Annotated in this window: 26 protein-coding genes; 16 read left to right on the forward strand and 10 right to left on the reverse strand. The window is 45.6% G+C overall.

Annotation, left to right across the window (positions count from 1 at the left end):
• Positions 1-102 precede the first annotated feature (102 nt).
• From NLX82_RS09395 to NLX82_RS09420, 6 genes are all read left to right on the forward strand, one after another.
• Positions 103-822, forward strand: coding sequence for a response regulator transcription factor (locus tag NLX82_RS09395; protein WP_023987829.1), 720 nt, complete (start codon positions 103-105; stop codon positions 820-822).
• The gene (locus NLX82_RS09400) at positions 819-1889 is read left to right on the forward strand and encodes a sensor histidine kinase (RefSeq protein WP_069080729.1); all 1071 of its coding nucleotides are present in this window, start codon (positions 819-821) and stop codon (positions 1887-1889) included. Before NLX82_RS09395 ends, NLX82_RS09400 begins: the two co-directional genes overlap by 4 nt.
• Before the next feature lie 144 nt (positions 1890-2033).
• Positions 2034-2957 (forward strand): ABC transporter ATP-binding protein, encoded by a 924-nt coding sequence (locus NLX82_RS09405; RefSeq protein WP_023987831.1) that lies wholly within the window; start codon positions 2034-2036, stop codon positions 2955-2957.
• Positions 2954-3661, forward strand: coding sequence for an ABC transporter permease (locus tag NLX82_RS09410; protein ID WP_254347867.1), 708 nt, complete (start codon positions 2954-2956; stop codon positions 3659-3661). The genes NLX82_RS09405 and NLX82_RS09410 overlap by 4 nt, the downstream gene beginning before the upstream one ends.
• A gap of 14 nt (positions 3662-3675) precedes the next feature.
• Positions 3676-4410 carry an ABC transporter permease gene (locus NLX82_RS09415; protein WP_013309463.1) on the forward strand — a complete coding sequence of 245 codons (735 nt, stop codon included), beginning with the start codon at positions 3676-3678 and terminating at the stop codon, positions 4408-4410.
• Between the two features lie 57 nt (positions 4411-4467).
• The gene (locus tag NLX82_RS09420; protein ID WP_155613660.1) at positions 4468-4623 is read left to right on the forward strand and encodes a hypothetical protein; all 156 of its coding nucleotides are present in this window, start codon (positions 4468-4470) and stop codon (positions 4621-4623) included.
• Between the two features lie 44 nt (positions 4624-4667).
• Here the strand turns inward: NLX82_RS09420 and NLX82_RS09425 are convergent, their stop codons facing one another.
• Together NLX82_RS09425 and NLX82_RS09430 are read right to left on the reverse strand one after the other, a co-directional pair.
• Positions 4668-4991, reverse strand: a complete 324-nt coding sequence (locus NLX82_RS09425) for an AzlD domain-containing protein (RefSeq protein ID WP_023987839.1) — start codon at positions 4989-4991, stop codon at positions 4668-4670.
• Positions 4988-5713 carry an AzlC family ABC transporter permease gene (locus NLX82_RS09430; RefSeq protein WP_254347869.1) on the reverse strand — a complete coding sequence of 242 codons (726 nt, stop codon included), beginning with the start codon at positions 5711-5713 and terminating at the stop codon, positions 4988-4990. The genes NLX82_RS09425 and NLX82_RS09430 overlap by 4 nt, the downstream gene beginning before the upstream one ends.
• Positions 5714-5867: 154 nt before the next feature.
• Between NLX82_RS09430 and NLX82_RS09435 the strand changes: the two genes are divergently transcribed.
• Positions 5868-6029, forward strand: coding sequence for a hypothetical protein (locus NLX82_RS09435; protein WP_254347877.1), 162 nt, complete (start codon positions 5868-5870; stop codon positions 6027-6029).
• 85 nt (positions 6030-6114) lie between these two features.
• Here NLX82_RS09435 and NLX82_RS09440 read toward each other — a convergent pair whose 3' ends face one another.
• Complete coding sequence (locus NLX82_RS09440; RefSeq protein ID WP_028542931.1) at positions 6115-7353, reverse strand: MFS transporter; 1239 nt, start codon at positions 7351-7353, stop codon at positions 6115-6117.
• Between the two features lie 413 nt (positions 7354-7766).
• Here NLX82_RS09440 and NLX82_RS09445 point away from each other — a divergent pair, with 413 nt between their 5' ends.
• Together NLX82_RS09445 and NLX82_RS09450 are read left to right on the forward strand one after the other, a co-directional pair.
• Positions 7767-8315 carry a helix-turn-helix domain-containing protein gene (locus NLX82_RS09445; RefSeq protein WP_023987843.1) on the forward strand — a complete coding sequence of 183 codons (549 nt, stop codon included), beginning with the start codon at positions 7767-7769 and terminating at the stop codon, positions 8313-8315.
• 100 nt (positions 8316-8415) lie between these two features.
• The gene (locus NLX82_RS09450) at positions 8416-8931 is read left to right on the forward strand and encodes an acyl-CoA thioesterase (RefSeq protein WP_013309488.1); all 516 of its coding nucleotides are present in this window, start codon (positions 8416-8418) and stop codon (positions 8929-8931) included.
• 109 nt (positions 8932-9040) lie between these two features.
• On the opposite strand, the gene NLX82_RS09455 is transcribed toward NLX82_RS09450, so the two are convergent.
• Positions 9041-10507 (reverse strand): RICIN domain-containing protein, encoded by a 1467-nt coding sequence (locus NLX82_RS09455; RefSeq protein WP_254347879.1) that lies wholly within the window; start codon positions 10505-10507, stop codon positions 9041-9043.
• Between the two features lie 227 nt (positions 10508-10734).
• On the opposite strand from NLX82_RS09455, the gene NLX82_RS09460 reads away from it, so the two are divergent.
• The gene (locus NLX82_RS09460) at positions 10735-11433 is read left to right on the forward strand and encodes a 4'-phosphopantetheinyl transferase family protein (protein ID WP_068940135.1); all 699 of its coding nucleotides are present in this window, start codon (positions 10735-10737) and stop codon (positions 11431-11433) included.
• A 45-nt stretch (positions 11434-11478) separates the two neighbouring features.
• Positions 11479-13068: an amidohydrolase gene (locus tag NLX82_RS09465; RefSeq protein WP_068940137.1), complete on the forward strand. Its 1590-nt coding sequence runs from the start codon at positions 11479-11481 to the stop codon at positions 13066-13068.
• Positions 13069-13136: 68 nt separating this feature from the next.
• Here the strand turns inward: NLX82_RS09465 and NLX82_RS09470 are convergent, their stop codons facing one another.
• From NLX82_RS09470 to NLX82_RS09480, 3 genes are all read right to left on the reverse strand, one after another.
• Complete coding sequence (locus NLX82_RS09470; RefSeq protein WP_254347881.1) at positions 13137-14762, reverse strand: S-layer homology domain-containing protein; 1626 nt, start codon at positions 14760-14762, stop codon at positions 13137-13139.
• Between the two features lie 156 nt (positions 14763-14918).
• Complete coding sequence (locus NLX82_RS09475; RefSeq protein ID WP_053325058.1) at positions 14919-15770, reverse strand: DegV family protein; 852 nt, start codon at positions 15768-15770, stop codon at positions 14919-14921.
• Positions 15771-15802: 32 nt separating this feature from the next.
• Entirely contained in the window at positions 15803-16276 is a 474-nt protein-coding gene (locus NLX82_RS09480; RefSeq protein ID WP_053325059.1) for a hypothetical protein, read from the reverse strand.
• A gap of 219 nt (positions 16277-16495) precedes the next feature.
• Here NLX82_RS09480 and NLX82_RS09485 point away from each other — a divergent pair, with 219 nt between their 5' ends.
• The gene (locus NLX82_RS09485; RefSeq protein ID WP_071640103.1) at positions 16496-16879 is read left to right on the forward strand and encodes a DUF423 domain-containing protein; all 384 of its coding nucleotides are present in this window, start codon (positions 16496-16498) and stop codon (positions 16877-16879) included.
• Between the two features lie 106 nt (positions 16880-16985).
• On the opposite strand, the gene NLX82_RS09490 is transcribed toward NLX82_RS09485, so the two are convergent.
• From NLX82_RS09490 to infC, 3 genes are all read right to left on the reverse strand, one after another.
• Complete coding sequence (locus NLX82_RS09490) at positions 16986-17534, reverse strand: hypothetical protein (RefSeq protein WP_023987852.1); 549 nt, start codon at positions 17532-17534, stop codon at positions 16986-16988.
• 435 nt (positions 17535-17969) lie between these two features.
• Entirely contained in the window at positions 17970-18740 is a 771-nt protein-coding gene (locus NLX82_RS09495) for an ANT(4')-I family aminoglycoside nucleotidyltransferase (protein WP_254347883.1), read from the reverse strand.
• Between the two features lie 60 nt (positions 18741-18800).
• The gene (gene infC, locus NLX82_RS09500; RefSeq protein ID WP_053325060.1) at positions 18801-19316 is read right to left on the reverse strand and encodes a translation initiation factor IF-3; all 516 of its coding nucleotides are present in this window, start codon (positions 19314-19316) and stop codon (positions 18801-18803) included.
• A 168-nt stretch (positions 19317-19484) separates the two neighbouring features.
• Here infC and NLX82_RS09505 point away from each other — a divergent pair, with 168 nt between their 5' ends.
• The 4 genes from NLX82_RS09505 (at position 19485) to NLX82_RS09520 (ending at position 24219) form a co-directional block, all read left to right on the forward strand.
• The gene (locus NLX82_RS09505; RefSeq protein WP_023987856.1) at positions 19485-20480 is read left to right on the forward strand and encodes an ABC transporter substrate-binding protein; all 996 of its coding nucleotides are present in this window, start codon (positions 19485-19487) and stop codon (positions 20478-20480) included.
• Entirely contained in the window at positions 20477-22525 is a 2049-nt protein-coding gene (locus NLX82_RS09510) for an iron ABC transporter permease (protein WP_254347885.1), read from the forward strand. Before NLX82_RS09505 ends, NLX82_RS09510 begins: the two co-directional genes overlap by 4 nt.
• Positions 22526-22655: 130 nt before the next feature.
• Entirely contained in the window at positions 22656-22967 is a 312-nt protein-coding gene (locus tag NLX82_RS09515; protein ID WP_023987858.1) for an ArsR/SmtB family transcription factor, read from the forward strand.
• A 76-nt stretch (positions 22968-23043) separates the two neighbouring features.
• Complete coding sequence (locus NLX82_RS09520) at positions 23044-24219, forward strand: MFS transporter (protein WP_075153988.1); 1176 nt, start codon at positions 23044-23046, stop codon at positions 24217-24219.
• The last annotated feature ends 10 nt before the right edge of the window (positions 24220-24229 follow it).

The following is a 24229-nucleotide window of genomic DNA, read 5'->3' on the forward strand; positions in this document are numbered from 1 at the left end:
CACGGGGATGAACGATATGTGATGGAACTCGATTTAAATTCTGCCCGTTTGCTTTTATAATGAAAGTAAAAAATGTAAAAAAAGAATGGAGAACCTTGGGTTATGGAAGAAATTGCAGTACTTATAGTAGACGATGAGCAGGGGTTGCGGGATATGCTGACAACGGTGTTAAAAAAAGAAGGATTCCTTCAAGTCAAGCATGCTGCAACGGGTCGGGAAGCGCTGCAAGTCGTGATGGAATCTCATGTGGATGTGATTGTACTTGATGTTATGCTGCCTGATAACGATGGGTTTGAGGTGTGTCGTCAAATGCGTCTATATACGGATGCCCCTATTCTTTTTTTGACGGCAAGAGATACAGACCTAGACAAATTAATGGGGTTTGGTATCGGAGGGGACGATTATATTACCAAACCGTTTAACCCGCTGGAAGTCGTTGCGCGTATGAAAGCTCGAATGAAATATCGGAAAGTTTCGACAGTGGCCATGAAACCGACCTTACGCACTTTAGATTTTGGATATTTTCGTCTGGAACTGGAATCCGGTGTATTGTATGTGGAGGACAAGCAGGTCGATTGTCCGGCACGTGAATGGCTACTGCTGGTATTTCTGTGCAAGCATCCTAACCGTATTTTCAGTGTACGGCAGCTTTATGAGGCGATATGGAGCGAGGCCTTCTTGGGTGATGAGAAGACTGTAGTGATTCATATCTCCCGTTTGCGGAAAAAAATAGAACCTGATCCCAAGCACCCGCAATTTTTAATCAATGTAAGAGGACTTGGTTATAAAATGATGTCAGTCAAGATGGAGGAGCAAGAATGAACTCTCTAGTTAAGATGTCCTTTCGTTTTATGAAAGTAACATTATGCTTTGTACTGGCCTATGTTCTATGTTTTGTTATTTGCACGATCTTATATATTTTTATAAAAAGTATATTTGGAGCATCTCAAAATATAAATATTGATCTATTCTGGACAGGACTTGGTATCGTGCAGAGTGTTGTGTTCATAGCTGCCTACGGATGGTATATAGGCAAACCTTTGGTGTATGTAATTAAATGGATTGGAAATATTGCGACAGGGGAATTCCAAGCGCCGCTAAGTGAACTGGAACTGCCAGAGGGCAAAAAAAATCAGAAAAATAGTTATAAACCTCCGTATCAATTGTATAAAGAAGTTTTTGAACAAATGAACATCTTATCGGCTCAATTGCGCAGCAATGAGGAAGAGAGAGTGGAATTAGAGAAACGAAAACAGCAGTGGGTAGCAGGTGTAAGCCATGATCTCAAAACACCATTATCTTATATTGAAGGATATGCGGCTATGCTAACTGCTCAAGAGTATGACTGGTCTGATGAAGAAAGAAGAAGCTTTAGTATGGGTATCAGTGAGAAAGTGACGGAAATGAAGCAGTTGATTCAGGATTTGAATGCTTCTATGCAGCTTAAGGAAGGTCCATTGCCAATCCAATTGGAGAAGGAGGACATTGTGGAGTTTCTCCGTAGTACAGTCATAGATATCGCTAACCATCCTTCAGCCGAGCAATACGAATTTTCTTTTACGTCAATGGACGCGGCATGTATTATGCCCTTCGATAGTAAATTATTAGGCAGAGCGCTGCAGAATTTTTTGATTAATGCTATCATTCATAATCCTCCAGGTACACACGTTTCCATGGAAGTAAGCAAAGCGAACGATAAGCTTCATATTTCTATCGAAGACGACGGAATAGGAATGAATTCCAATGAGTACATGCAGGTATCTCATTCCCAAGGGCATGGAATACCTATTGCCAAAAGCTTTATTGAGGCGCATAACGGAACGCTTCATATCCTTTCAGGCAGTAAAGCGGGTACTAGGATGGAGATTTCACTGCCGCTAAACATCTAACTTTTTAACATTTGATCTCACATTTTGCAGTTTGCTCGGTTTTTTTGCCTGTTGTTTAGGGACTGTTTACCTGATGTTTACTTTACTTCAGTAAACTGTATGTAACTTAAGCTTCAGCATTAGAAGTCGAGAGGAGATCAGGAAATGTCTGAATATGTAATACATACACAGCAGCTAACTAGGCGTTTTGGAAAACGGGAATTTGTAAAACGAATAAATCTCCAGGTACCCGGACAGCAGATTTATGGATTTTTAGGACCTAATGGAGCGGGTAAAACAACCACGATTCGTATGCTACTTGGGCTGATTAAATCCACATCCGGGGAAATTGAGATTTTCGGGAAAAAGCTGAAGGATCAGCGTATGGAAATATTGAAGGATATTGGTTCCTTGGTTGAATCACCTGCCTATTATGCCCATTTATCCGCATATCGAAATTTAGAAATCGTTACAACCATGCGTGGACTGCCGACCCGAAGAATTCATGAAGTGCTGGATTTAGTGAGATTAACCAAGGATGCGTATCGTCCGGTAAAGGGATATTCCTTGGGGATGCGACAAAGACTGGGGATTGCTATGGCGCTTATTGCCAACCCCAAATTATTGATACTTGATGAACCGACGAATGGTTTGGACCCGTCTGGTATTCAGGAAATTCGGGAGTTAATTATGAGCCTCCCTGGCGCTTACGGAATGACGGTACTGGTTTCGAGCCATTTATTAAGCGAAATTGAGCAGATTGCAACCTATGTAGGAATTATTAATCAGGGTGAAATGATCTTCCAGGGAACGATGAAGGAACTCACCGCCAAAAGCAAGCCTCAATTATTCATTGAAACCCCAGATCCTGTTCTGGCTGCCGGTGCACTGATTCAGCATGGGTGGACGGCCGGGGCTGAATCGATTGAACAAAATGAGGTCGTGACTCCTATTGTAGATCGGCAACAATCTTCGGAGATGATCAAGGTGCTTGTGGAACACAATCATCCCATTTATCGGGTCACAGAGAAGAAAAAAACATTGGAGGAGATATTCCTGGAACTGACAGGTAAGGAGCGAAGCTTATGATACTCCGGGTTATAAAGGCAGAGGGGCTTAAGCTGAAGAAAATATGCTGGTGGATTCCTCTTATACAGGGGTGTGTACTTACAGGCATGACTGCTGTGGAATGGTATCTTTACTTTCGGCAAGGACCGGGAGGTGTCTACGCTGGTTTTGCCGTTATGTTTATGTTCCTTTCGTTTGTGATGCTGCTTGGCGGTACACTTTTGGCGAGTATTATGGCCGGTACAGAGCATGATACTCAAACATGGAAGCAGCTTATGGCCATGCCTGTTCCCAGAAGTTATATCTATTTATCCAAAATCGTATGGATTGTGATTCTGCAGTTGGGTACCGCCTTTATCACTGTAGCAGGTATGAGCCTCATCTGGGTGTTATATACAAACGAACCCATTCCTTGGCGGATCATGTTGTTACAGCCGATTAATGCAAGCTTGGCTACCCTACCAGTACTTGCAATTCAACTTTGGCTGTCTACGCTTTTCACTAATCAGGCATTCCCATTAGCGTTTGGTATATTCGGTTCAATTGCAAGCTTGTTTTTGGCACGCACAAGTATTCTGTGGATTAAAATATTGCCTTGGTCGTACCCTGCATTATCAAGTCCTCTGATGAAGGAACACATGATTTGGGTGATCGTTGCTTTAAGTGCAGGAGTCATCTTTACGGGACTTGGTACACTACAGTTTACCAAGCATGAATTCAAATAGAGAGGAAAAGATACATGGGCTCTATTTTACGCGTGGAGACAATAAAGCTTCAATGGATCATGGTTTGGATTCTCATTATATTGGATGCGATCATAAATTCTTTAATGGGAGTCCTGGAACTGAATGATTTGAAGCAGTTTTTTTCACCCAGTTGGTTAACTTTATATACTTATTCAGCGCAATTTCACTCTATGTTTTTTTATCCGCTCTATTGTGGAATTATTGCTTCTCTTTTGTGTGCGTACGAGCACCGGGATGGAGGATGGAAGATTTTATTGAGCAGCCCGTATCCTCGTCAGCAAATTTATTATGCAAAATATATATTGCTCATTCTCATACTGGGTCTGGATCAGCTTATATTTATAGTAGGCTATTTTGTAAGTGGAAATATAGCAGGTGCTCCAGGAGAGATCCCTTGGTCTGTCGTTCTTTCTACCGGTTTGGGAGGGTGGCTCGGGATTTTTCCCCTGGCAGCACTACAGCTTATGCTCTCGATAAAAATTCGGAATTTTGGAGCTTCTCTGGGAATGTCCATTTGTTGTGTGGTTCCTAATATTGTTATAACAGGCTTTCACTCTTCCATAGGTGCGTGGTTTCCTTTTACGATTCCTTATTATATTATGATGCCGCAAACAGCGACTTATGCACCCAGAGTTGAGCCTTACAGTCTCGGACTGATTGTCATTTTTACGTTTTTAGCCTATCTGTATGGTGGAAGAAAGATGTTTGTGAATAGGGACTGGTTGTAGTTAGGATAGCATGAGGATGTAATCCCAACCATTATTTTAATGGAGGAGGGCAAAATTGTGGAAGCAGGTAGTCATGAACACTTAATGGATATAGACGGAGTGTATGCAGAAATGTTTAGGCTGCAAGCCTCCTCGTATCTTTCACAACGAGAACGTGGTTTTGAGGAAGGAGATCTGTCGCCCTCGTTAGTAAGGACGACAGGTGGAGCCTAAGAAAGGACAGATGCCCTCCTATTGTAGGAGGGTAATTTTTTTCTTCACCACAAAAGTCGAATTACAGCCATACTCACAATACCGACAACGACGGTAGCCAGCAGGTTTTTGCTCCACAAGGCGGTCACTAGCGTAGGAAGAACAGCCATAAGCACTTGCCCATTAAGAGTGACTGAGGTTTCGGTTCGAACGAGCAGATTTTCCATCACGAGGGCCGTGAATATGCAGATGGGAATATAGGAAAGCCATTGTAGCACTGGCTTGGGTAGCGCCAGCCTTTGCAGCACGACAAAGGGAATGATCCTTGGAATCGCCGTGACAATCATGGCACCGATAATGATATACAGGACATTGGGATTAATGTTCATTTGTCGCTTAACACTCCAATCGTTGCGGTGATCATGGTCGCTATAATGACGGCGATATGTGATGGCACCCACCAGGCCAAAAGGTACATCAGAACAGCCATACATAGCACAAGCAGCAGACGATGCTTGAGTTTGGAGGTCTGGACACTTTGGAGCTGGGAAATGAGCAGGGCAAGAAACATCGCTGGCAAGGCAAAGTCCAGACCAAAAGCCTCCGGCCGGGAAATCCAGTTCCCGAGAACCCCTCCCGCTACACAGGATGCAATCCAGGCGAGATAAGCTGTAATATTAAGCCCGTTCATCCAGCGGTCACTGACCTGCCCGCCTTTAGCCAATTTATCCGACGCTACTCCAAAGGATTCGTCCGTCAAAAGAACACCGATGCCTATGTTTTTCCACAATGAATATTTAGAAAAGTAAGGAGCCAGCGACGCACTTAACAGCAGATGACGAGCATTCACAATGAAAGTCGTTAAAATAATGACGGATGGAGGACTGGCTGCAGCCAGCATCGAGCACATGATAAACTGGGAGGCTCCTGCGTATACAAGCGCCGACATGAAGGCAATTTCCATGGTGCTAACCCCTGATGAAGCGCCCACAATGCCTGCCGCGAACCCAATACATACATAACCGAGCAATGTAGGAATACAATCTTTAACCCCTTGTAAAAAGCTGAGTGAATCGTGCTTCGTTCCGCTCAACTCCGAAGCTATGGACATTTTAACCTTACCCCCAGTGTATAAATTTTATAATAGTATATAACGTAAGTTGTAAAGTATCAATATATTATACGTTTGTATGTTATGTTGAATAGTTCCTGCAGGAGAATTGCTCTTAAAAAGCTGTTTTACTGTTGACAACCCAATGAAGGCTATGTACTTACCAAAAAGGTTCGGTCGTGTTCCGGTTCCAGACGATTTGGCAGCAGCCAGTCATCCAAAAGTGGTGTTCAAATGTGCTCCCGATGAGCTCTTCGAAATGGAAAATGAGCAAGAACTGATGATGAATCAAAGCAGCTCGGATGTGTTCATATAAGGGCTGTTTTGACTGAATGGGGAACTCGTAAAAAAAGGGCGTCCCAGTCAGTTCATGACTTATGGGGCAACCCTAAGGTGGTGATTTATATAAGCTCCTGCCGCTTTTTCAGATATCCGTAGAGAATAATTCCCGAGATCGCGCAGATGGCTGCGCATAGACCGATAACTCCATATCCCGCCTGAAGTCCGCGCAGTATGCCAAGCTCAGTGGTTGCGCCGTAGACTATCTTGACCCCTTCGATTACCCAGCCGATCACATAGTTGCCAATGACACTACCTATGCCCATCAGCGTGACGACGAACGTAATAGCTGTATCACTGTCCTTCGGATATCTCCTTGCTATGAACGCCATCACGGTCGGATAGATCATTGCAATACCTGCACCTGATACGGCAAAGAGAAACGCCAGTCTCTCTCCACCCGCGATTGCTGCGAACGTACATATCGCTGAGAAGGCGGAGAATAGAATCGTCGAAAGCACGAACCCCATCCGGTCTGTGAGTGGACCAAGCAATAGGCGCCCCAACGAGAAGGTAAGAAAGAACGCTGAGAGCATGCTGGACGCCTCCACCGTGCTCCATGAATACGCTTTCTCTAAAAAGTTGACCAGCCAGCCCCCAACTGCGAGCTCAGAGACTACTCCAAACGACAGGATCATTACCATCATCCAGAGTGCTGGATCGCGGGTTAGCGTCTTGAGTGAGGTTCGATCCTCATGCTGCAAATCGTCTCCCGGGAAGGTGCTGAGCAGTGCGGCCACAATCGGCAGCAAGCAGAGCGACAACATAGCCAGATACATCCCCCGCCAGTCCAGCATATGTCCAAATACCGTCAGTGACATGACTCCCGTCGCCAGCAAAGGGGCGACTGTTGAGCTGAGCCCATAGAAAAAGTGGGACAAATTCATCATCGTGCCGGTATTTTTCACAAAAATCCTCGCCCCCAAAATTGCGAGCGCAATCTCCAGCATGCCGTTCCCGATATACATCAAGAAGTAGGACGAGGCGAAGAACGGATACGTGTGCGACAGATAGATGAACACTCCCGAGATGATCATGGAAGCAAAGGAAATGATGCTGACCGCCTTGATTCCCCACTTACGGACAAGGACAGCGGTGAACGAGCAGGCAATCAAATAACCAAGTGCGTTTAGAGACAACAATGTTCCGAGCTGCTGTTCATCCAGATTGAAGTCGAATTGGATGCGTGGAATGGCAGGGCCTTTAATATTTTCCGAGATGCCAAATACAATAAAGCCAATAAAAATTGTCGCCAGCTGCATCGTATACATGTGGCGGGACTTGCGGGTTTGCAGATTCAAATTTAGTCCCTCCTAGATAGCCAAACTTGATTTTCTCACCTGTTGGGTGTTCAGGGACGGAAAAGTCATAGGATAGCAGCCCTCCTTCAGGATATTACAATAGTTTTGAAAAAAGTTTTAATAAGTGAAAAGTTTAAGGACATTTATATTCAATGTCAAATGTTTTTATTGCATGTTGAAGTAAGCGAGGAACCTGACCATATTACAATTACAGTAAATTGTAGCATGTCTACTTCCCGTTTAAGCTTTGTATTACCTTGATCGGCTACACTTAATTTACTGTGGATAATAAGTCATGCATCCAAAATTGCAAAAGATAAATGATATTTTACGATACAGTCTATATATAGCGAACACACAGTCTTTTGTGTATTCTTCTTATATAGACTTTTGGATACAAGGAGGCATCGTCCGTGGATTCAATGCAGCATATTATTGGCTCTAATTTGGCTCAAATCAGGAAGACTAGAGGATTAAGTTTGGATAAGGTGGCTGAACTGACAGGGGTCAGCAAAGGGATGCTGGCTCAGATTGAGAAGGGGAAATCCAATCCTACGGTAACAACCCTTTGGAAAATTGCGAACGGTTTGCATGTATCCTTCTCCACCTTTCTCAAAGAAGATCCGCCGCAAATCACGAAGATTCGGAGGGAAGACCTGCATCCGGTTATTGATGAGGACGGTAACTATTTTGTTTACCCTGTATTCCCGTATCACGCTGAAAAGAAGTTTGAGGTGTTCACGGTAAGTCTGAAGCCAGGTTTTACACACCAGGCAGAGAAGCATTTGGGGGAGGAAACGATTCTCATGATCCGTGGGGAAATGTACTTTGAAATGCAGGGGCAACAGCTCAAGCTGAGTGCAGGGGATGCCGTGCAATTTCAAGTATCTGACATACATACCTACCGAAATGATTCGGATGAGGATGCCGATTTTTATGTATTGATTTATTATGCGGATTAGTGGGATGATTAGCATAGTCTAAAACAGGCTTCCACATCATGATTTTGCAAAATCCTGAGATATAAAAAGAGAGCAACGAGGAAAAGAGAGGAAAGAATCCATGGAAAGCAAGTACATCCGAGAAACCTACTGCTTCAAGACGTCCCGAGTATTTCCCAACGATATCAACAATCATAACACGCTCTTCGGCGGCCGATTAATGTCGTATATCGACGATATCGCATCTATTGCAGCTGCTAAGCTGTGTCGTACGAACACAGTTACAGCCTCTACGGATTCGGTGGATTTTTTGCTACCTATCCATCCGAGTGATTCTGTCACGCTAGAAGCGTTCGTAACCTGGACAGGCCGTAGCTCGATGGAGGTGTTCGTAAAGGTAATTCGTGAAGGACTGATGACTGGCGACCGGAAAATCGCAGCCACCGCCTTCCTGACCTTTGTGGCATTGGACGAGAACAACCGTAAGGTGACTGTCCCGCAGGTGATTCCAGAAACAGAAGAGCAGTTACAATTGCACCAGACGGCTCCATCACGCGCAGCCATACGGCGTCAGCGGAGGGAAGAAAGCAAACAGTTGGCTAGTTTTTTGACAACAGATTATCCGTGGGAATTGTAACGTACTAGAGATTATCAATTTTCATCGTTTTACGTAAAAAGGAGCCGTCTTTTCCGTTAGCAGTCACCATGTCTGCTCGGAATACGGCTCCTTTTGAAAATAACTTGAGCTATTCTACTTTAACTACACGGAAATGCTGATTCGTCCCACCATTATCGCCCCATTGAATGGCTTTGGCTCCATCGGCGGTGGCGCCTTCAGAAATATCGATCAGCTTGCCGGTTGCCCGATTTTTCAGCTTGTAATAACCACCGGTTACGGATACTAATTGCCAATGCTGACTGGACCAGCCTCCGTCACTCCACTGCTCAATAACTGTACCGTCTGTTGTGGTACCGCTTTCAACACCAATTAGCTTTCCGCTGTTGCGGTTCACAATTTTATAATATCCGCTGCCTGCATCCTTGAGCTGCCATTGCTGGTTTGCTGCTCCGGAATTTGCACGCTGCTCCAGGTCTGCACCGTCCGTCGTTGCATTGCCAATAATGCTTAGTGGCTTATTGCTCTTGCGATTCACTAGCTGATAATAGGCATCCGGATCAATGGCAATTGATGTTGTTATCCCCTCGACCGCACCACTGGCGGTGTCAATATTAATGCTGTCGAACCAATCCATGGCTAATGAAGTCGCTGTTGGAAAACGCAGTGGCAGCCATACATATTGAGAATCCTGCACAGGACCGCTCCACGCACCCGCCCAACGGTCGCCCAAATACAGGTATGAAGTTGTCTGGGCACCTTCAACAGGAATCACGTAAGCCGACTGTGAACCATATGTCGTACCGTCCCCGAAGTTTATCGTATTACTCCAGGTTCCTTCAATGCTGGATGCGGTAGCATACTTGGCTTGATTGGGATTCCAGCCGGTTGCCCCGGATGTAATCAGGAAGTAGACGTCTCCTTTTTTGAACATCGCCGGAGCTTCACGATATTGTCCTGGCCAAAGTGTAGTCACCAGCGATTCAACTTGCAGAAAATCCGGTGTCAGACGATAGATGTTCAGATCCGCGTTTACCCGGGTAGCCGAAATCAGGTAAGCTGTACCGTTATCGTTGTAGACGGTCATATCGCGCGAATCGTAATCCAGAGGACGGAAGCTGCCCTGATACGTGTAATCGCCGTCCACGGTATCGGAAGAAGCAACAGCCACTCGGGCCTCGTTGTAATTAACCCCATTCTCCTTATGCATCCATAATACGTATTTACGTGTTTTTTCATTGTAAATCACTTTCGGACGTTCAATATTCGAAACATTCAGCTCCACAGCGGAGCTGCTGGTCAGTACATTTTTACGAAACTCCCAGTTTTTTAAATCAGAGGAACGGTAGGCGGATACCGCCTTGAACGTGCCGTTGGGATTACGATTTTCACCAAACCAATAATAGTAACCGTCTACTTTAATCATACCACCCCCATGGGCATGGACCACGTTTCCATCTGTATCTTTAAACTGAATGCCATTCACAACATTCGCTGAAGCGGCTGAAGCGATCTTAGGAGAAAACATCTGAAAAATGCTCAACGTCAGCAAAATAGAGAGCATAATACACAGCAAGCGGGCAAAATCATATTTCATTGTTTCGTCCTCCTCTGTATGCGTTATTTTAAAGCGCTTTCATTAATAGGCTCTATGAAGTAGTTTTAATAGAGATGCTTATCCCAATTGTATCCATATTGAATTGAAAGTGCTAGAGTAGTATATTGACCATGTACACGGCACACGCCATCCATATCTAACAGACTTCAATCGAACGGTGAGTGTTACAAACTGGCTGATATTCATTAGATATACAGGAGGCAACCATGAAAATATACGCGATTGATACGAGCAAGCCGGAAGCTGAGGAGCATTACGAATTACTGGTAAATCGGGTTTCGCTGGAAAAGCAGCACAAGTTAGATCGTTTTTTACATCGGGAAGATGCTTTGAGGGGCTTATATGCCGATGTGCTGCTAAGATGGTTGGTCTGCCGGCAATTGAAGGTATCTAATTCCAGTCTTCAATTTACATACAACGCGTTCGGTAAGCCTTCCTTGATAAATGCACCCGCATTCCATTTTAATGTTTCTCACTCGGGAAAATGGGTGGTGTGCGCTATTGATGATCACCCGCTTGGAATCGACATTGAACAGCTCCGTCCTATAGATTTTGAGGTAGGTAGAGTGTGCTTTTCGGACACAGAGTATGATGCGTTAATGCGTCAGGATGCAGACAACCGCTTATCGTATTTTTACGATCTATGGACGCTTAAAGAAAGCTTTGTGAAGGCCGAGGGGCAGGGACTAACTCTACCGTTGAAGTCTTTTTCATTCGAGCTGAAGGCACAACCGTTCATAGGCTTCACGACAGAGGGCTTTACCACCGAGTATTGTCATTTTAAGCAGTATGAGTTGGATCAGGATTATAAAATGGCTGTCTGTGCAGCTCATGACCAATTTGCCCAGCAGGTGCAGCAGGTAGATATAAATACACTACGCTTGGAAGTGGCAACACAGGCGTAATATGAAGTGGATATGCGTATAGTTGAAAAAAGGAGATGAGTGGCGTTGACATTCGTTTTGTTCAAGCACGGCCGGTTGCATGGGGATTGGGCTTCCAAAGGAGACTCCATCGTTGTACAGCAGGGTCGGATACAAGCCATCGGATATGCTCGGGAGCTTGAATTGCAGTTGACCGGTAAGGAATATGAAACTGTGGATTGGGAAGACGCCTATGTACTGCCAGGCTTAACCGATTCACATATGCATTTGTCTATGCATGGTATGAAGCTGGCTATGCTGGATTTAACATCAGCTACCTCCAAGGAAGAGATGCTGGCTATGCTGCGCAAACGGGTCGCTGTAACACCGCCGGGAGAGTGGATTTTAGGACTTAACTGGAATGAAAATGCGTTTATTCCTGTTGAAATTCCAGGTATAGCCGAGCTGGATGCCATTACAGATCAGCATCCGGTATATCTCACTCGTACGTGCTTTCATACGTTCTTGGCCAATTCAGAGGCATTTCGGCGTGCGGGTATTAGCGAGGACACCCCTGACCCGGCTTCGGGAGCCTATGGACGAGACGCACATGGACGGTTGAACGGATTGATTTATGAGGAAGCATCCTTTGCCTTTACTAGCGTGCAGCCAGAGCCGGATTATTCGGTTAAGAAGGATACGATTCGGCGGGCTTGCCTGGATGCGCTACGGCTTGGTCTAACTGCTGCGCACACGGAAGATTTACGTTTTTTGGGCAGCGTGGAGACGATGCAGCGAATTTACAGGGAGCTGAGGGAAGAAGGTCTTGCTTTTCGCACACACCAGCTCATCTATCATCCCTTTATGGAAGAAGCGAAAGTGCAAGGGCTGCGTGCAGGTACCGGAAATGAGTGGTTTAAAATCGGTGCGATTAAAATGTTTGCCGATGGCGCTATTGGTGGAAGAACGGCATTATTGTCAGAACCTTATAGTGATGCTCCACATACCCGCGGAATGGCGATTCAACCGCAGCCAGAGCTGAATCAGATGGTGGCAGCTGCGAGGGCCGCAGGCTTTCCAGTGGCTGTACATGCTATAGGGGATGGGGCAGCGCACATGATTTTGACAGCGATGGAGGCCCATGTGCTCACGGAGGAAAGCGGTTTGCCAGATCGCCTGATCCATGGACAGGTGCTTAGGAGGGATTTGATCAAGAGAATGGCGAAGCTGCCGCTGATTGCGGACATCCAGCCCCGTTTTGTCGCAAGTGACTTCCCTTGGGTACTGGATCGGGTGGGGAAAGAACGGACTGAATATTTATATGCCTGGAAAAAGCTGCTGGAAGCAGGCATTCCATGTGCTGGAGGTAGTGACGCGCCGATTGAGCCGTTAAACCCTTTTCTTGGTATTCATGCGGCAGTGACTCGCGCCAAGCCCGAAGAAATACATGAGGGCTATCTTCCCGCTGAAAAGCTAGATGTACATGAAGCCATTCGTTTGTTTACCACGGGAAGCGCAGTAGCAGCCGGGGAAGCTGATGAGAGAGGGGCGATAGCTGAAGGGAAAGCCGCTGACTTTACAGTCATTGACCGTGATGTATCGGAAAGCCCGCAAGCTTTACTTGACGTGAGGGTACGAATGACAGTTGTAAACGGGAAAGTAGCATATCGGTCATAGGCTGGTGATAAGTTGTATGCCAAAAGCCTTCAACTTCACTTTTCACGTGAGGTTGAAGGCTTTGTATTTTATAAACCACGCTGTATAAATCGGTCTGCGTTTTTTACACTGGACCATAGATCAGAGCTGGCTCCGCCCGGATACCAGTAGGCGAAGCCAGCAAACCCAGCATCCTGCCCCAAGCGATACTTACGAGTGAAGGATCGTCCTTCCTCAAGCCACAGCTTATGAAGCTGTGTGTCTTTGTAAGACACGGTATACTGCTGAATATCCTCATTCCAGATTGGTTTGGAGACGGAACGGGATACTAGCTGGTTTTGCTGATCTAGTGATATATCAGAGGAAGCGATTGAATGTCCGCTAGCGTTAAGCGTCCAGTTCCGTGTAAATAATGGCAACGCCAAGATCGCTTTCTCCGGATAGGTGGTTTGTACAAAACGCCGTACGCTTTCACGGAGCCATGGCAATGAGGACGCAGAGCCGGGGATCGAGCTACCTCCCCAATGCTCGTCATATCCCATCAGGATCAGATAGTCTGCCGCAGTGCCAAGCTGTTTATAATCAAAGGCGGCAGTCCAGTCCGTTCCATAATCAGGAGATACACAAATCGCCAGTACCGTATTCTGACTCTTCAACTTAGCTTTTAATTGTTGGACGAACAATGTTAAATTGGCACGATCCTGACCATCTACATTTTCAAAATCAATGACAAGTCCGTTCAAACCGTATACAGATACGGCATTGGCAAGCTGAGTTATAGTTTTATTCCGTAGAACCTCACTGGATAGAATTTGGTGCGTCAGCACCAGATTGGAACGGTTGCCTACCATAGCCCAGATATTTTTATGATGCTGTTTGGCCCAGGTAAGCAGCGACGCATTGGTATAGTCGCTTATACTACCTGTTTCATTTAGAAAAAACCAACGTGGTGACAGGGTGTTGATGTTGGATTGGAGCACCGTATTTTCAAACTGCTGAACGGTTTGATCATATTGCCAGCCTAGTCGGATGGAAGAAGCCGTGGAAGCAGTTTGGTTAGCATGCTTTGTTGAATACGTTAGCAGACGCTCCAGCAATGCCGCTGTTTCTTCGCGGGTTAGAGAGGATGCTGGACGAAAATAGTTACTTTCACCTTTCATAAAGCCGTAACGATTTACGGTGGTTACCGCATCAAGAGCCCAATCTGCAATTTCCCCAGTATCTGTGAAGGAGGAAGTAGCATTTCCTGATCCGCCCGAAGAACGGATGAGACGTGCGATCATCAAGGCCGCTTCTTGACGGGTTATAGGACTATTAGGTTGGAATGTGGCAGACGTTCCCCCCTGAACGATATTGAGTTGAGAAGCCGCTTCAATCCATCCATAGTACCACGTCTTTTTGGCAACATCTCGGTAGGAGGAAACGGCTGCTTGTACAGGCTCCAGACCAAGTGTACGGTCCAGTGCGGTAACCCATTCGGCTCTGGTAACAGCCTTTTTAGGAGAGAAGTAACCAGGTTGTGTACCGTTCAAAATTCCTTTAGCGTGCAGGGAAATAATAGACTGATAGGCATAGCTGTGTGCAATATCTTGGAACGTAGCGCCGGATGCTGCTGCTGGAGCAGCTAAGTATGAAGTGAATGTTGTGAATATTGTGATGGCTGCAGTTGCTGAAAGGGTGAGCCTGGTTAACCAACGTGATCGTTTGGAACTCATACCAAATAACCTTCTTTTTTATGATAGATTGTAGATTCATATATCGTTACTCGACGAATAATACTATCAAAAAGAGGAAAGTTATTCATTGCTAAATTGCTGGAAAACACCAAAAAACCCGCTACCTATGCGGCAACGGGTTTGATATTGGATAAACTATGCTTTTTTGGCATACATAATACCGATAGTCTGTGGACCACAATGACTGGAAATGACACAGCCTGCTGTAGTTAGCAGTACCTCTTGTGCGTTCGTTTCTTCTTTCAAACGAGCTTGCAGCATCAGCGCATCTTCCTCGGCCAAAGCGTGCACGACAATAATGATATCGTTATCCATCTGATCTCGTTGATTCAGAGCGTTTTGCAGCATCTGATCCAGTGCTTTTTCACGTTTGCCGCGGACTTTGTAGGCAGGCGTCATTTTTCCGTCAATCACTTTGATCACCGGACGAATTTTGAGCAGACTGCCAATCAGGTTTTGCATGCCTGAGCATCTTCCGCCTTTATACAGGTATTCAAGTGTATCAATGACAAATTCCGTGTCTATTAACGGCCTGGTTTTTGTCAACATGTCTACAATCTGCTCTATCGTATTGCCGTTGGCTGCCGCACGAGCAGCTTTCATCACAAGCAGGCCAAAGCCGCACGACAAATTCAAGGAATCAAAAACCGTAATGCGACCTTCCGGAAATTCGGAGGCAGCGAGTAGCGCATTCTGGTACGTCGATGATAGCTCGGAAGACAGACTGATATATAAAATGTCGTCCCCTTGTTCTATGTAGGGCGCAAAGGCTTGAATAAAATCCGACGGAGAAGGTGCGGCGGTACGCGGTAAATGTCCCTCGCGGCTTACACGTTGAAATAATTGTTCTGGGTGAATGTTCACACCATCCTGCAATGCTTCATCACCAAATACTGTATACAATGGCACAATACTAATCTCGTACTGTTGACGCCAGTGAGCAGGAATATCACTGGTACTGTCGGCAAAAATTTTAATTTTGTTCATACATTGAATCCTCTCTGTGTGATGCAGAAAAATTATAAAGATTGCACGGAGGAAGGATAGATATCCGCTGTGCTATTCGGAACGGAAAGACCGATGGCAAGAAGTGCAATAAAGCCCACAATAATAAGTGCATTAATGATTAAGCCTGTAATAGCAAAGGTTTTCTTACGGTTTTTTAACGCAATTCCAATGATACCGACCACAAGTCCGCTACAATTCAGCAACAGGCTGCCTAAAAAAATAAAAGGAAGCAGTACCGTTCCGGTTTGCTGCAGAGCGACTTCCGGGTTCATCGTTTGGTATTGGCCGAAATGAGCCAGCAGATTAATAACCATAATAGCCAGAATAATATATCCGATCAGGCTGACAAGCGACATAATAAAAGAAGCAATTCCGGGACCGGAATGTTTGAGCTTGACCGGAGGCTGGAACACAGGAGTTTCTGAAAAAACAGGGTGCTCCTCAGGCGCAGCAGGCTTTTGCAAATTAGGATCTTGGTAACTCATTTTTTCAACTCCTTGAACATAGTCCGAACAGGTACTAATTTTCCACAAAATAAACAAAAAAGCAAGCCACCCTACACATTACCCTTCAAAAGACAGGGTCTAATCATCCAATTCTGTATGCGGTCTGTTCACACACGCTGGCTGGTAAACTTCATACGGTTTCGATAAAATAAGAAGAACATTCGGCTAAAAGGATGAGATGAAAAGGAGTACACAAACATGCAACGAAAATGGATATTTGTGGGATCTATAATGATGATGTTGGCGGTAGCCATTGGAGCGTTCGGGGCACATATTGTGAAAGCCCGGATCGACGCGGATGCTTTGGCCGTGTATGAAACAGGTGTGAAATATCATATGATTCACGCTGTCGGTTTGCTGATCATTGCGTTGGCTGCTGGACAGTGGGGTTCTTCCAACCGTTTGAGATGGGCAGCGCGTCTGTTATTAACGGGTATCATTTTGTTTTCCGGCAGCTTGTATGTGCTAAGTTTGACCGGAATCCGTGTGCTGGGGGCTATCACCCCCTTAGGAGGCGTGTGTTTTATTGCAGGATGGATATTGTTGGCATGGGCTGCCATGGGCCTGAAGAAAGAGGATTAGAGTTCTTTTCGGATAATGCAAAAAAAAGAGAACGGGCAGGAAAAACATAACGTTTTTCTTGCCCGTTCTCTTTTTTTTGCTTCGTTTTTTTATGAAGTATTTACATTTACGATGTGATTTCATCGATCTCATTCATTTTAAAGGAGTACACTTGCTTCTCATCTACATGATACACACTCAGCAGGCTATTATCATGATCCAGATTGAGGATGCGGCAAGGGATGCTACGCTGTCCGCCATAGCGGTTCACGATTAACCGTACAAGCGTATTATCTTGTATATAGCGTTTGATCCATTCATACGTACTAAGTTCTTGTTGTGTTGCAGGCTTTGGCTGTACGTGGGATTGTTTGATCTCTTGAACGACTGGCGGCTTGTTCGTAACTGCGGCTGACTTCTTTTTGGAGAACTTTTCCGCAAGCGTAGCAGCTGCGTCAGACGGGTTATTACTGGCTGACTGTTTTTTTAGATACAGTGCAGCTTCGATTAAATTCCCAAGTTCAATACCGGATTGAATCCGGCTATCCGCAATGTGTTCGTTTTGGCTCAAGAGATTAAGCAGGAACTGAAGGGCCTCTACGTTCGAACGGCCTTTAACTAATACATCTACATTAAATAAATAACTGGTTTCGTCTTGATTTGATTCCTTTTTCATACATCCTCCAGCCCAAGCCATGGGTAATTAGTCTTTTATAGTACCTATCAATATATCATTAAAACGTAATCTATCATAGTGCCTAAGGCCCTGTTGTTGGATATTAACAAAAATAAAATCTATATAAAGCCCTATGTGTAAAATTTTAATGGAGTACACCGGAATTGTACATTTTTGCATGTGTACACGAATGAGGTCAGTATGTGAGCACCAGATATAGATAAGCAAAGCCAGGTTTACATATACAGAGAATAAAGGAGGTAGGGGGTGAAATCAAGTAGTTTAAATTTTAAATATGTTACAGTGGGAAAATATAACGAAGCAGTATCATCCATCCAGAAGAAAAGTAAAATCCCCCTTAACGAAAGGGGGATGGGGCATATCAAAAACATGATATATTATAGTAATCGCAATTAAAGTAAATTTTATTTGCGATCAAAAGGGGATTCGTTGTGGTCGAATAAGGTAGTCATGTTCGACTGCCCAACTCACAAGACCACTCCAAAAATCTTCACAGGCTGAAATGATCTTCGCTGGTTCAGCTAAATCTCCGGACATCACCAACTTAACTACATCATCAAATCCTTCTGGACGACTCGGCAGTTCCATGGCCTCCGGTAGAACCATTGAACCCGTTGAGAAAAGCTTCTGATTGTGCAACCCAACTAACATAGCCCCATATTGGGCAAACTGCATTACCAAGTACGGCAAGTAGGTATGAGGGCCATTTACACGGACATTTCTAAGCTTTCCTATAAACTCGTACATTTCACCTACAAGCACTTCGTTGATGGCATGCCTGAAATCTTCCTTTGTTGGGGATTCGGCCGCTTCCTTTAATATAGAAAAAAAGTTTTTAGGATCATACAGACGAAGTGGGGAAAAGAAGGGTTCATGTGTCAATGGCCAATCGCCCTCAACAGTAGAGGCAATTTTAAGAAGAATGTCTGAACTACAGACGTTCACCTCAGCTTTCCAGGGCCCCGCCGACCATTCATGGCTAAATTCTACGGGGCCGTTTGGTTCACTTAGTACACAAAACATTTCAATGTCCGAGAAAGGGCCGTCAGTACCTTTGGCAACAGATCCATAGATCCCTATAGCCAGAATTTTGTCTCTGTATACTTCATGTAACCTCGCAGCTATTTCGTGGCAAGTCTGAAGTCTCTCACTTCGAGAAATGTTGACAGGTCCATTCATGTCCATTAGTGATCTCCCTCTATTTCCTACGGTCTAAGTGACTTGTCCAATTTACGGATTTGCCATTCAGCGAGGGTTTAATTTCACTTGTGAGCCCTTGCCGCCCGTCTGGATTCCAGTTTCCTTCACTCCGGCTTCCTTCAGATCGACCAGTAGCCGCTCTAGTACCGCTTTAGCAACAGGTGCTTCTTTTGCTCCAGAAGCTTTAACGACCAACTGCACCGGTTTGCCGGAACGCAGATGTTTGTCTGCCTGACGCAGCTTCGTGTCGTAATCATGCTCCTCAATATGAGCAGTGAAGCGAAGCTCCTTGACCTTTTCTTTGCCGCTGTTTTTTGCGGTTCGGCCGACATTCGTTTTGCTTGCTGCGGCTTCTTTTTGCGCAATCGCTTTTCCTTTGCCCTTTGCGACCAAGCTACAGGGCGGTGGACTGCTCATCAGTGAGGTGCAGACCAGGTCCACCCCTTTGGATCGGGCCATAGCCAAGGCTTCTGACTTCGAGACAACGCCGAGCTTCTCCCCTGCGAGTCCAGTGAGTACCACTTCGTCAGCTTTAATTTGCTCGTTGATTAATACTGCCACGTAAATGTAGCCTCCCTTAAACAATGATAAAGCTATCATATACGGAACCCGTTTGCGATTCAATTTTAGATCTATCCGTATTGACAAAAGTCACTAAGCCCTATACTCTTTTACTGATAATGATTATCATTTTCCAATGCAATATACATACAGGGGTGATTGAGAGAAATGAAAAAGATGTTGAATAGCCTATTGTTATTTGTAGTATTTACTATTGTATTGGCGGGCTGCGGTGCAGCTGGGGATAGCTCGAAGACGGAAGGTACTGCTGGGTCTGAGCAGACATCTACTACGGCTGGTCCAGTTACGGTTAAGGACGACCACGGGGAAGTCAAGCTGGACAAGCCAGCGGAACGTGTCGTTGTACTCGAATGGACGTTTACCGAGGACCTCATTGCACTTGGCGTACAGCCTGTCGGCAATGCGGACAATGAAAACTACAAGCTGTGGGTAACACCGGAGGCAAAGCTGGCTGATACCGTAACTGATATCGGCACACGGGGCGAACCGAATCTAGAAGCGATTGCGGCGCTCAAGCCAGATCTTATTATCTCTAACGCCGATAACAATGCAGCGATCTATGCACAGCTTAAGGGGATTGCACCGACGATAGAATTCGATCCTTACAAGGGGAACGGCTATGATTACGACCGTATGGTCGAAATTTTCAAGCAAGTCGCTGTGGCTACCGGAAAAACGGAACAGGCTGATAAGGTCCTAAGCGAACTTGACCAGCACTATGTAGATGCAAAGGCTACATTGGAGAAGGCAGGCAAAGCAGACTTTCACTATGCGCTGACACAAGCCTTTACAGCTCAAAATGCTGCCAGTCTACGAATGTTCAAAGAAAATTCGGTTGTAGTGGGAACGCTTGCGAAAATCGGCATGGTGAACGACTGGAAGTCGGACAAGACTGAGAAATATGGGTTTAGCACCGTTGGCATTGAAGCTCTTCCAGCTGTGCAGGACAGCAATTTTATCTATATTACGCAAAAGACGGACGATGTATTTGGAGCCGCGATGAAGAACAACTCGGTATGGAACGGACTGAACTTTGTCAAAGAAAAACGGACCTACCCACTGGACGGTACAACATGGACGTTCGGCGGCCCAATCTCATCCAAAGTGCTGGTTGATCAAGTAGTCGGAGCTCTGACGAAATGACCCGAACAGGCACAACGGGTTTATCGAAGACTTGGCGTGTAGGAAGCATTTTTGGGGGCGGATTGATCGTCCTCATCGTGCTTTTTTTTGTAAGCTTGTGTTATGGAGAGGCTTCAATCCCGCTGCATACAGTAATTGAGGCGTTGACCCAGCGTCAGAATACGCTCGATCATAACATGGTGTGGGATCTCCGAATGCCGCGTACGGTCATCGGAATCCTGGCTGGTGGTGCGCTGGCCATCGCCGGTGCTCTGCTCCAGGCCATCACCAAAAATCCGCTGGCGGCTTCTGATACACTAGGAATTAACGCCGGTGCCTACTTTGTGGTCGTCCTTGGCGCGGTGATGTTTCCCGGATTGCTGCATCAGGCGCCGTTTCTATTTGCCGCTGTCGGCGGCCTGCTTGCAGCGGTGCTGGCTTACTTCATGGGCGGGGGACGAGCTGGAAGTCCAATTCGGTTGGCGCTTGCCGGTTTGATTGTATCCATGGTTCTCGGTTCGTTTACCGGAGCTTTGCATATCTTTTATTCATTTGAAACGCAGGGACTGTTTCTCTGGGGTTCTGGCTCGCTTGTGCAAAACGACTGGAGCGGGACGACTTACGCCTGGCCCTGGGTCGTAGGACTCTCGATCATTGCCGTTCTGCTGTCAAGGCAGTTTGATGTTCTGGATCTGGATGAGTCCACATCCACGTCGCTCGGACAAAAGGTTAGCTTGACCCGGGCGGTGGGAATTGTATTGGCTGTACTGCTGTCGACCATTACAGTCAGCGTCATTGGACCCATTGGTTTTGTGGGTTTGGTAGCTCCGCATTTGGTTCGCTTAAGCGGTCTAAAAATGCATCGTTGGGTGCTGCCCGGTTCCTTCCTCTGGGGGGCATTGCTGTTGACGGGCGCTGACGTGCTGGCGAAAATGGTCCACCAATCAAGCATGGATCTGCCGACCGGAGCAATGATGGCCTTGATCGGTGCTCCTTGGTTAATTTGGCTGATTCTGTGGAAAATGAAGCTGCCTTCTGGTATTAGCGGGCAGTCTTCCATGAACATAGGTGTGCGCTCTCGGAAATTACCGTATGGCAGGCTGGTCACGTTGTTTGGATGCGGTGCCGTGCTGTTGACTGTATTCAGCCTGATGTTTGGAGGGATGCGAATTCCTGTCGGCGATCTATTGTCCGGCCTGTTCGGCGGTGAGAACGCAAATTCGGCCTTGCTGCAGTTTAGAATTCCGCGCACGCTGGTGGCAGCCGGGGCTGGTATCGCGCTTGCGGTCAGCGGTGTCTTGATCCAATTAGCCGTTCGTAATCCCTTAGCGGATGCCTCGATCATTGGTGTTTCTTCAGGGGCTGGTTTCGGCGCGCTTGCAGTAATTATCGTTTGGCCTGGGCTGCCTGTTTATATGCTGCCCATCGCGGCGATTGCCGGAGCGACGGTGTCGGCGGCGGTGATCTTCTTTTTATCATGGAACAAGCACCTAAACCCGTCTGTGGTCATCCTACTTGGGATTGCCGTATCAGCGATCGGAGCAGCTGGCATTCAGATACTGATTATCCAAGGTTCGCTTTGGGGCAGCACAGGCTATATTTGGCTGACGGGTAGTACCTACGCTCGAAACTGGGGGCAGGTGGCGACGATTCTGGCTTTTCTGCTCGTGTTGTTGCCAATAGCCTGGTGGCTAGCTCGCCGCTTCGATCTTTTGGTATTTGACGATAGCAGCGCCATGGGACTGGGACTTCCGGTGCGCCGCACCCGGCTACTGGCCATGGCAGTGGGTGTGCTGCTGGCGGGCGGAGCGGTGGCCTGTGTGGGTACAGTTGGCTTCATCGGGCTGATTGCCCCGCATATCGTGCGTACGTTGATTGGGCACCATGTACGCCGCTCCATTGTTCTGTCGAGCATCTTGGGAGCGGTGATGCTGGTGCTGGCTGATACGATTGGCCGGACAGTGCTTGCGCCGACCGAAATTCCTTCCGGATTGCTGATCGCACTGATCGGTGCACCGTATTTCCTGTACTTGATGTATCGCTCCAATAAGAGTAAGTCAGTGTAGTTGAATATGTACACAAACAGGCTGTTTCCCAGCGGATTTTCTGTGGGGAAGCAGCCTTTATTATTAATTCTTCTACGTAGTCATTGGGCTTTATATTTACAAATCTAATAAAATAGATATAATATTTTATATGGAACCGTCATTGATTTATAAAGCATTGTCAAACGAAACTCGTCGTCTAATTATGCTGTGGTTAAAAAAACCAGAAGAGTTTTTTGATGAACAGGCTTATCTAAAGCAAGGGCTTAATTTTCAAATTGGTGTATGTGTGGGAGATATTCAGGCTAAAGCGGGACTTGCGCAGTCTGTGATTTCAAGTTATTTATTAACGATGCAAAAATCCGGTTTGTTAGAGTCTGAGCGTATTGGGAAGTGGACGTACTATCGACGGAATGAAAAAACAATCCGGGAATTTGCAGAGTACGTTCAAAAGGAACTATAAACAGAAAGGAGGTTTTTTTTTACATAACATATCTACAAATCTATATATATAATTAAATTGGAGGCTTATACTTAAAATGAAAAAGGTTAACCCGTTACTTATTATCATTCTGGCTTTAGGCGTATTCGGCATTATTACAACGGAAATGGGGATTATAGGTGTTCTCCCCCAAGTAACTCAAAAATTCAATGTATCAGCTGCCCAGGCTGGTTGGCTCGTCAGTATTTTTTCTTTAGTTGTTGCCATTTCAGGTCCGTTCTTGACCTTACTCGTTTCCGGCATGAATCGTAAAGTCATTCTATTAACCGCTGTATTCAGTTTTGTCATTTCCAATATAGTCTATGCCTATACCACTCATTTTGAGGTCATGCTCATTTTTCGTGTTCTTCCTGCTATTTTTCATCCTGTCTTTTTTTCGGTCGCTCTCGTGACTGCATCTCATCTTGTCCCCCCTGAAAAGAGTAGTAAAGCGGTCACCAAGGTTTTCGCTGGAATTACAGTAGGATTTGCTTTTGGCGTGCCTTTGACTTCTTATCTTGCCGAAAAGATATCGTTAGAAGCTGCTTTCTTATTTGGTGCTGTCGTAAGCATGATTGCATTTGTAGGAATACTCGTATGGCTTCCTTCCCTGCCAGTTCAGGAAAAGATGTCTTATGGCAAACAGCTTGGTATATTACGCAAACCTCAATTGTGGTTCAACATTGTGACTGTTATTTTTATCTTTGCAGCTATGTTTTCGGTGTATAGCTACTTTGCCGAATATCTTGGAGAAGTAACTCTTATGAACGGGTCATGGATCAGTATGATGTTGATGGTCTTTGGAATCGTCATGATTTTTGGAAACTTTTTATTTGGGGGATTATTACATAAAAATCTGACTAAGACCGTCATCATGTTCCCATTGCTATATATGGTCATTTACGTATTCACTTATGCTCTGGGGACTTCTTTCCTACCGATGATTGTGGTTGTGCTCATTTGGGGGGCCGTGCATTCCGGGGGGCTTATTATTAGTCAAACATGGTTAACCACTGAAGCGAAAGAAGCTCCAGAGTTTGGTAACAGCCTGTTTGTCTCATTTTCTAATCTAGGTATTACGATGGGAGCTGCTATAGGCGGCTGGTTTATCTCTCACTTGGGAATACACCAGCTCATCTGGAGCGGAATGATGTTTGCGCTACTAGCGTTCTTATCTATGATTATAAAAATAAAATTGTTCAATTCGAATGCAACGGAAGTCAACGTGCGTTAAAATATGGAGA

Source organism: Paenibacillus sp. A3M_27_13 (assembly GCF_024213315.1).
GTDB lineage: Bacteria > Bacillota > Bacilli > Paenibacillales > Paenibacillaceae > Paenibacillus > Paenibacillus polymyxa_B.